The following is an 8683-nucleotide window of genomic DNA, read 5'->3' as shown; positions in this document are numbered from 1 at the left end:
TAAGAAACTAAAAGAATACGGCTTTTATCAGGGGACAGAACATCGTACCATTAAATACCTGAATAATTTGATTGAACAAGACCATCGTCCAGTAAAGAGACGCAATAAATTCTATCGAAGTTTACGCACTGCCTCTACCACGATTAAAGGCATGGAAGCCATTCGAGGATTATATAAGAAAACCCGAAAAGAAGGCACTCTCTTCGGGTTTTCGGTCTGTACTGAAATCAAGGTATTATTGGGAATCCAAGCTTAAATCATAGATACCGTAAGGGATTTTATTCTTTATTTAAAACTTTGCAACAGAACCCTTCTTTGTATGATACAAATACAGATTTTTTTCAAGACGCAGATTTATCTATAATAGGAAATGTAGAAGGGGTTAAAAAGTTGACTATTCTAAAATAGACGAAGAGCAAATCTACAAAGATTTGATAATTAAGGGAAAAAAACAAACAAACAAATCAAACTTATAGGTTCTGAAGGTGAAAAAGTTTCTATAGGACGAAATTTAACAAGTCAAGATAGTGAATTGTCAAATAAAGTCGCAGCGATTGATTCAGTTACTGCCAAAGAGCTATTTGATACATCTGAGCAAGCATTAGGTAAAGGAATTGAAATCGAGCAAGAATTATTTAGGATTGTGGGCGTTTTTCCAGGAGAAGAACAAGATAATTTGTTTTCCTTATCAAATATAAACATTGAAATTCCAAAAGCTACGTACCACTATTATTTTAAGTCTGAAAAGGATACATCGTCTCTAACGTTAACTTTAGAGGAAGGAGTTGAACCTGACAAGGTGACCTCTAAAGTGATAAACCAATTGAAAGAAAAAGGTAGTTTGAAACATTTGGGGGAATATGAAGTGTTAGATACGGCTATGTTAACGAAAGGAATTGGTCAAATCCTCAGTACGATCACTTATTTTATAACAGCTGTAGCAGGTATATCTTTATTTATCGCAGGGGTAGGTGTAATGAACATGATGTATATATCTGTATCTGAACGAACAAAAGAGATCGGTATAAGAAGAGCCCTAGGAGCTACTCGAAAATCGATTATGCTGCAGTTCCTTTTAGAAGGTTTGATTTTAACTCTTTCAGGAGGGTTAATTGGCTATTTATTAGGAATGGCTCTTGCTTATAGTGTTGGTTCTTTGATAAAGGTAAACGTGTCACTTGATCTATTTACTATTTTACTAGCGGTTGGGGTATCTTCGGTTATTGGACTGGTCTTTTCTGTAATGCCCGCTTCAGAGGCTGCAAAAAAAGATTTAATTGATATTCTTAGATAAAATCAGAATGACAAGAATATTTACGTTCTAGATTCTAAAATAAAACACAAAGAGACCAACCAGGCACCCTATTGTTTCTTTGTAGTATAGAGATATTCTTTGGCTTGTAAGAGATCAATAGAGTTAGGTGACCGGAGTTCGAAATAAAGGAAATTTTTGATTGTATAGGAGAATTCTTTATCCCTAATATTTAGAATTTTGAGTATGCCATGTTGATGTTTTAGATTCTCTATAAATATAGAGGTGTATCAAAGGTCAACTAGACTGTGCAAAATAGAGACACTTGAAAAATCTATCGGGGGTCAGAAACTTAATAGTTTTTGACACATAAACAAAATCGCGATATAATGGGGTTGAGAGTGTTTCATAAACTTATGTCATAAAGTTAAGGAGATTTCGCATGATTTTAGAGAATAAATTGGGATTAACCAATCAAGTTGAGTTGGCTAAGGTTGAAGAAAAACTCAGTAAACAAAAAGCGAAAGAATTGTACGATTGTGGAAAAATAAATGAAATCGAAGTTGGTACATTTAAAGGTTTATCTGAAATTCATGAATTTCTATTTTCGGATATTTACGATTTTGCCGGAAAAATCCGATCGGTCAATATTGCAAAAGGAAATTTTCGATTTGCACCAGTTATGTATTTAGAACATTCGTTACAGCATATTGATCAGATGCCACAAACTTCTTTTGAAGAGATTATCAAGAAATATGTGGAGATGAATATCGCTCACCCATTTCGAGAAGGAAATGGCCGAAGTACTAGAATTTGGCTGGATCTCATTTTAAAGGAAGAATTGCAAAAAGTTGTAGATTGGAACTTAATCGATAAAGCAGACTATCTTTCTGCAATGGAGCGAAGTCCCATAAACGATTTGGAAATACGCTATCTAATTTCCAATGCTCTGACTGATAAAATTGACGATCGCGAGTTATATATGAAAGGAATCGATGTCAGCTATTTCTATGAAGGGTATTCTGAGTATACGATAGATGATTTGTAAAAGTAGGTGGACCAAATGACGAAATATGGATATGCACGTGTCTCAACCGCTTCTCAAAGTACAAAAGAACAAATTCAACAGTTGCTTGAGAACGGCGTAGAGAAGAAGAATATTTTTTCAGAAAAATTTACGGGTACAAAACGGGATCGGCCAAAATTCAATCAGCTGTTGGCTGGTCTGAAGCCTGGAGATGAAATAGTTGTTACGAAGCTTGATCGATTTGCTCGTAACACGAGAGAAGCATTAGAGATCATTGAACCTTTACTCGATGATAACGTAACGATCAAGGTTTTGAATCTAGGAACGATTGAAAATACGTCCATGGGGCGAATGGTGACACGGACGTTGTTGAGTGTAGCAGAAATGGAACGTGATATGATTGTGGAACGTACCCAAGAAGGAAAAATGTTTGCAAGAAAGAATAATCCTAATTTCAGAGAAGGACGTCCGAAAGCAACAATCACACCGAAGAAGAGGCACGCATATGAACTGCTTACTTCAGGTAAATCGTATAAGGAAGTTGAAGCTATAACCGGTTTCAGTCGCAGTACGCTTTTTAGAATAAAGAAGAAAATTGAAGAAAGTTAAAAAAGAAGTCTCAGCGAACCAGACAGGTAAATACTTAATGCGTTCTAGATATGAGTCTATTAGCATGTTGTGAAATATAATATTTTTTTATTTACTTGATTTCTGCTCAAAAAATGTGTATGGTAACTGTAAAAGGTAAAGTAATTAAAGGTATGCTAGCCACGCTTACTATATTAGGATACCATCATATATTTATAATGAACGATTTGTTCGTCTACCAAACAACACATATCGTTCAGCGTAAGTCACGTTTAGGAACGTGGCTTTTTTAGTGTTATTATCGATAAATAATCTATTGACTCTATTGATTTTATCTCCATATCCCTACGGTGTTGATTGTCTTTAGATCTTTCATTTAAGAACCAAATAACTATCATAAAAATCAGCACTGCTGCTAATATAATAAACAGCATTCCTATTGTGATATTACCTATTGATTTTACCATAACTACGATTAAAGTAATAATGGCATTCAAGTCTCCTTTGTTCTCTATATATAAATTAGCCATAAATCATCTTCCTTTCAAATTAAGATACTTGTTTGATACCAATAAATAGTAAGCGTGGCTAGCATACCTTTTTCTGTAATAGCAAGTGTTCTAATAGTCCAAACTTAATGATGGACCGATGCTAGTTATAGTACAGTAATGTTTTCTTTCTTATCTAGATTTTTAGTAAGCTCTATCAGCAAATCTAACAAATCTGAGTCCTTTTCAGAAACTAAATTAAATCTAGTGTTTACAACAAAGTTTTCATGTTCTATATTGTTTAGATTATTTGCGGAAAGGAGGGCTTCTAGATCTTGACATTCAAATCTATATGCATCGTCATAAATCTTACTAGAAGGAGTGCTTAATTCGAAATTACTTATTTTCTCATCTTGGACCAAGATAAATTTATAGATAGTATCTTTTTGTGTTTTTCTTTTAAAAACACAACAGAGTGTGTTATAAGGAACGTTATAATTTTCATCAGCCTCATTTTTTCTCCATTCAAACAAATGATAAACTGCAACCAAGTTGCCATCAATTTCATGGACAGTGCTCTCGGTAACATCCTTTAAAGAACTATCAAGGGCTAATTTATAGTAACTAGAGAGAGGAAGTAAAATTGTCGATTTACTGAGATGGTTATCGTCTATACGTGCAATCATACCTAAATCAACTAAGGTTTTATTCCAGGTGTTTATAGTTTTAGTTGTCACTCCTAGAGACTCTGCTATGGTATTGACCGAATGCCAGGAATCCCCGCCTTCATTCTTTGCCTTAAAACAGTAATACAGATATAAATTAATAGCTTTGTTATTCGGTAAATATTTTTCAAGTTCTGTTGGTAGAATAAAGTAAGAATCCTTAATGTTTTTTCTGAACTGTCTCCAGTCTCTGTAGTTTTGTTTATAAAGTTGTGAAACGGTTTTTCCACCTTTAGAAAGTCCTGCTATCTTAACCAATCTTATTGCTCCTTTCTTGAATCTGTCATGATCATACAGTATTTTTTACTTGTAGTACAGCACCTTAATATATTATCCTATGTAATTAATTTCGTACTAGATAGTAATTATTTTTTATTTAATTCTCTAGTCACTCACAAATAAGTTATATAAACTACGATTAATAAATTATTACAAAAACTATTAAGAAAACTTCTACATACAACTATTACAAAACTATTAAGAAACTGAATACTCCTATTTTTTGTTTTTAAGGAAAGTTTTTTCTTTTTTGAATTTCTTATTTTTTTCTAATATAACTAAGCAAAACTGGATAATACGACACTTATTTTCAAATTTTCACAAGACTAATAGTAAATATCCATTTAATAAAGTGATACAATGTGTTGATTTTACAAATCAACAGAAGAAGTAGGGAAATAACTTACCTATGCTTCTTTTTTTGTACATTTAATCGATTCTTCTTTACAAAAACGAACGTATGTTTGTATAATGTGGAAGAATGGAGTGTTATTTATGATGGATTATTCAAAAGAGCCAGTAAATGATTACTTTTTGATCGATATGAAAAGCTTTTACGCAAGTGTCGAATGTATAGAAAGGAATTTAGATCCATTAACGACTGAATTAGTCGTCATGAGTCGAGCGGATAATACAGGATCAGGGTTGATTTTAGCTTCTTCACCAGCTGCAAAGAAGAAGTACGGTATTTCTAATGTCAGTCGACCACGAGATCTACCGCAACCTTTTCCTAAAACGTTACATGTCGTTCCACCACGCATGAATCTCTATATTAAGCGAAATATGCAGGTAAACAATATTTTCAGAAGGTATGTAGCAGACGAAGATTTATTGATTTACTCGATCGATGAATCGATCTTAAAAGTGACCAGATCAATGAATCTTTTTACGACTGAAGGAACAAGAAGTCAACGGAGAAAGAAGCTGGCTCAAATGATCCAGGAGAATATTAAAGAAGAGCTAGGATTGCTTGCTACAGTAGGTGTCGGAGATAATCCCTTATTAGCTAAACTTGCTTTAGACAATGAAGCAAAACATAATGATGGATTCCTTGCTGAATGGACGTATCAAAATGTTCCTGATAAAGTATGGAATATTCCTGAAATGACAGACCTTTGGGGTATTGGATCTCGAATGAAAAAAAGACTCAACCAAATGGGTATCATGAGTATTAAAGACTTAGCTAATTGGAATCCATACACTATTAAGAGCCATTTAGGTGTGATTGGCTTACAGCTGTATTTTCATGCGAACGGGATCGATCGAACAGATATAGCGATCCCACCAGAACCGACAAAGGAAAAATCATATGGTAATTCACAAGTGTTACCACGAGATTATACCAGGAGAAATGAAATCGAACTGGTGGTAAAAGAAATGGCGGAACAAGTAGCTATTCGTATCAGGCAACATAACTGTAAAACAGGTTGTGTCCATTTATACATTGGCACGTCGATCTTAGAAACGAGACCAGGTTTTTCACACCAGATGAAGATCCCTATAACAGACAATACAAAGGAATTGCAGAATTACTGTCTTTTCTTGTTTGATAAGTATTATGAAGGACAAGAAGTCCGCCACGTCGGAATCACTTACAGCAAGCTATTTTATACTGATTCGCTTCAGCTGGATTTATTTAGTGATCCACAAAAGCAAATTGACGAAGAAAATTTAGATAAAATTATTGACAAGATTCGGCAAAAATATGGTTTTACGTCGATTGTACATGCTTCTTCTATGTTAGAAGGCGCTCGTAGTATTACTAGAAGTACATTGGTTGGTGGCCATGCAGGCGGCGCAGGAGGGCTTAAAAATGATTGATTATAATGATCGTGGACGTTTAAAGTGGGCAGGTTTTTATTTATCTGATCATACTGAAAAAATTGATGCCGACAATGAACAACGAGCCAATCAAAATTTGGCAAAAGAACAAATAACGACTGAAGAGGTTGCGGAAGTATTGAACGCTGCAGTCATAAAAAATAGATCAGTATGTATTCAAAAAGAAGAACGAAACGCTGAAGGATACTATCCAGAAGATATTGTTAGCAAGATCTTAGGTAGTGATGAGCTGGGGATCTACGTTGGAAAAAACAAAGTTCACTACGACGAAATACGTCATATCGAATTTTACCAGGATAATAAATGGGGTCGATTAGAATGAACATTATCCAGCAATATGAGCTAAAGTATATAACCTTTGATCAGCTATCAGAAGAGATTTGGGGTTATGGCCAGCGTTTGATAAATGAGGTTGGTGTTGAACGCTTCTCTTTCTATGTAGAAGCTGCAGCAGGATACCATAAATACGAATACTATATTGGCTATTAAAGTGCAATAAAATTATATTTATTTTATGTTTTACATTTTGTATCAATTCTGATAAAATTACCTATAGGTAATTAAAAAATATAAAAAAACTAGTTACAACCTTAGGACGTTGTAACTAGCTTGAAGCATACTAGAGCTAACTAAAATAGCACTAGAAAGCAATGTTAAACCCGTCCAACAAACTTGATTTAACATTGAGACCAGCTTATTCAGCTAAATATAGTTGAATAAGCTTCTTTTGTTTTAAAAAAACAAAAGGTGTACTACGAATAACGCAAGTAAAAGAAATACTATTACAACCAGTAGGCTACAAGTAAGTATTACTAAACATTGCGTAGTTAGAACCTTTGCTCTATTGTCTAAAGCCACAAAATTAGAGATCAGCTTTATGATGCTAAGAGCGAGCTGCATCCATGCGGACATAGGTTCTTTTGACACTATTAATTCTCCTTTTTAGGATAAGGGAATTGCTAGTAGTTTTTTCATTAGCACCATCCCCCTTCATTTGATTGAGTCTAGTGCTGCTGTGATAGTTTGCTGTTTAATATGCTTACATTCTTATTATAACATAAATGAAACAAACACATGGTTAGAGGTCGTATCAATCAAAATAGTGTCTCACAAACGATTTATTACTTACTCCTGCTGACTAACGGACTGTTCTTCAGTAACTGTAACTATATGTTTGTTAAATGGTGTTAGTATCAAATCTTAGACAGCTTTTCGTAGAGACAAGAATAAATTAAACTTATCTACGAGAGGATGAATTTTTATGACCCGATATGAAGAAAATTTTAAACAAATGATTGTTGAACTGAATCAAACTGGACGTTCTGTTCGAGGGTTAGCGAAAGAATATGGCTTATCTGAAGCAACGATTTACAAATGGAAGAATTTATATTTACCTGATCAGTCCACAGGACTGACTGGAAAAGAAGTAGCTGAACTGAGAAAAGAAAATGCTCGTTTAAATGAGGAACTTGAAATCTTAAAAAAAGCCGCAGCCATATTCTCTCGGAAAACCTAAATTCGCTTGTTCAATTTATTGAAAAATGGTGTAAGGATTACACTGTTTCTTTGTTGTGTCGGTTATTAGAAATCCCTAGAAGTGTCTATTATTTTTATAAGAATAAACCGTTGACAGCTACAGAAATCAGAAATAATAAGTTGAAAAAGAAGATTTCAACAATTTTTTTTACGAATAAACAACGCTATGGTGCCACAAAGATCCATCAAGTTTTATTAAAAGAAGGGATTTCAGTATCTCTTAAACATGTCCAAAAGCTAATGAAACAATTAAATTTAAGGTCGATTGTAGTTAAAAAATATAGACCTCAAAGGTCTAATAAACCGATCATTTCAACAGAGAATCTCTTAAATCAGGACTTTTCTACTGAAACGATCTGTGAGAAATGGGCAGCTGACATTACGTACATTCCTACTAAGAAAAATGGTTGGTGTTACTTATCTTCAATCATGGATTTACACACGAAAAAAATTATTAGTTATACATTTTCAAAACGAATGACTGTGGATTGTGTCATTCAAACATTGAATAAAGCAAAAATACATTATCACATTCCAGAAGGAATGATTCTACACACTGACTTGGGCAGCCAATACACAGCAAGAGAAGTGGAACAATGGCTTAAAACCAACAAAATAAGGCATTCTTATAGTAGAAAAGGAACACCTTATGATAATGCTGGAATCGAATCTTTCCATGCCTCATTGAAAAAAGAAGAAGTCTACACGACTAGCTACTCAGATTTTGAAGAAGCAAATCGAGCGCTATTTAGCTACATTGAAGGATTTTATAACCGAAATCGAATCCATAGCTCGATTCACTATCTAACCCCACAGGAATTTGAAGAATTAGCAAAAGAAAAAATGGCTTAACCGTCTCTACTAAAATGTGTCCAAGATATTGACTCAAATCCAAAAACCACCATTACCTGTAGATAAAAACCAATATATTTACTATACTCACTAT

Annotated in this window: 10 protein-coding genes; 8 read left to right on the top strand and 2 right to left on the bottom strand. The window is 33.9% G+C overall.

Features of this window, described 5'->3' with window-relative positions; translation table 11 throughout:
* The 4 genes from FTX43_RS00350 to FTX43_RS00335 all read left to right on the top strand — a co-directional run.
* The coding region (locus tag FTX43_RS00350; protein WP_147606597.1) for a DDE-type integrase/transposase/recombinase at positions 1-256 on the top strand (256 nt) is incomplete at its 5' end.
* A gap of 276 nt (positions 257-532) precedes the next feature.
* Positions 533-1294 (top strand): FtsX-like permease family protein, encoded by a 762-nt coding sequence (locus tag FTX43_RS00345; RefSeq protein ID WP_261801516.1) that lies wholly within the window; start codon positions 533-535, stop codon positions 1292-1294.
* 400 nt (positions 1295-1694) lie between these two features.
* Positions 1695-2300, top strand: coding sequence for a protein adenylyltransferase Fic (fic, locus tag FTX43_RS00340; RefSeq protein WP_000599739.1), 606 nt, complete (start codon positions 1695-1697; stop codon positions 2298-2300).
* Between the two features lie 15 nt (positions 2301-2315).
* Complete coding sequence (locus FTX43_RS00335; protein ID WP_000170424.1) at positions 2316-2888, top strand: recombinase family protein; 573 nt, start codon at positions 2316-2318, stop codon at positions 2886-2888.
* Positions 2889-3139: 251 nt separating this feature from the next.
* Here FTX43_RS00335 and FTX43_RS00330 read toward each other — a convergent pair whose 3' ends face one another.
* Positions 3140-3397, bottom strand: coding sequence for a hypothetical protein (locus tag FTX43_RS00330; RefSeq protein ID WP_002326781.1), 258 nt, complete (start codon positions 3395-3397; stop codon positions 3140-3142).
* Positions 3398-3522: 125 nt separating this feature from the next.
* Positions 3523-4338 (bottom strand): helix-turn-helix domain-containing protein, encoded by an 816-nt coding sequence (locus tag FTX43_RS00325; protein ID WP_002326780.1) that lies wholly within the window; start codon positions 4336-4338, stop codon positions 3523-3525.
* A 516-nt stretch (positions 4339-4854) separates the two neighbouring features.
* On the opposite strand from FTX43_RS00325, the gene FTX43_RS00320 reads away from it, so the two are divergent.
* The 4 genes from FTX43_RS00320 (at position 4855) to FTX43_RS00305 (ending at position 8589) form a co-directional block, all read left to right on the top strand.
* On the top strand, positions 4855-6180 hold the full coding sequence (locus tag FTX43_RS00320; RefSeq protein ID WP_073490846.1) for a Y-family DNA polymerase: 1326 nt from the start codon (positions 4855-4857) through the stop codon (positions 6178-6180).
* Positions 6173-6523 carry a hypothetical protein gene (locus FTX43_RS00315; protein ID WP_002345871.1) on the top strand — a complete coding sequence of 117 codons (351 nt, stop codon included), beginning with the start codon at positions 6173-6175 and terminating at the stop codon, positions 6521-6523. The genes FTX43_RS00320 and FTX43_RS00315 overlap by 8 nt, the downstream gene beginning before the upstream one ends.
* A complete protein-coding gene (locus FTX43_RS00310; RefSeq protein WP_002326766.1) occupies positions 6505-6690 on the top strand; it encodes a hypothetical protein in 186 nt (61 codons plus the stop codon). Before FTX43_RS00315 ends, FTX43_RS00310 begins: the two co-directional genes overlap by 19 nt.
* A 772-nt stretch (positions 6691-7462) precedes the next feature.
* Positions 7463-8589 (top strand): IS3 family transposase gene (locus tag FTX43_RS00305; protein ID WP_129796133.1). Its coding sequence is split into 2 segments (ribosomal slippage): positions 7463-7691 and positions 7691-8589, totalling 1128 coding nucleotides; the frame shifts between segments, so codons are not numbered across the junction.
* The last annotated feature ends 94 nt before the right edge of the window (positions 8590-8683 follow it).

The sequence above is a fragment of the Enterococcus sp. DA9 genome (assembly GCF_008000875.1).
GTDB classification, from domain to species: domain Bacteria; phylum Bacillota; class Bacilli; order Lactobacillales; family Enterococcaceae; genus Enterococcus_B; species Enterococcus_B lactis.
The sequence above is the reverse complement of the archived record's forward strand: the minus strand, read 5'-3'. Positions and strand labels throughout refer to the sequence as shown.

Bases quoted from the DNA above. Each gene is read 5' to 3' on its own strand.
- fic (WP_000599739.1), top strand. From the start codon at position 1,695: ATGATTTTAGAGAATAAATTGGGATTAACCAATCAAGTTGAGTTGGCT.
- FTX43_RS00335 (WP_000170424.1), top strand. From the start codon at position 2,316: ATGACGAAATATGGATATGCACGTGTCTCAACCGCTTCTCAAAGTACA.
- FTX43_RS00330 (WP_002326781.1), bottom strand. From the start codon at position 3,397: ATGGCTAATTTATATATAGAGAACAAAGGAGACTTGAATGCCATTATT.
- FTX43_RS00320 (WP_073490846.1), top strand. From the start codon at position 4,855: ATGATGGATTATTCAAAAGAGCCAGTAAATGATTACTTTTTGATCGAT.
- FTX43_RS00315 (WP_002345871.1), top strand. From the start codon at position 6,173: ATGATTGATTATAATGATCGTGGACGTTTAAAGTGGGCAGGTTTTTAT.
- FTX43_RS00310 (WP_002326766.1), top strand. From the start codon at position 6,505: ATGGGGTCGATTAGAATGAACATTATCCAGCAATATGAGCTAAAGTAT.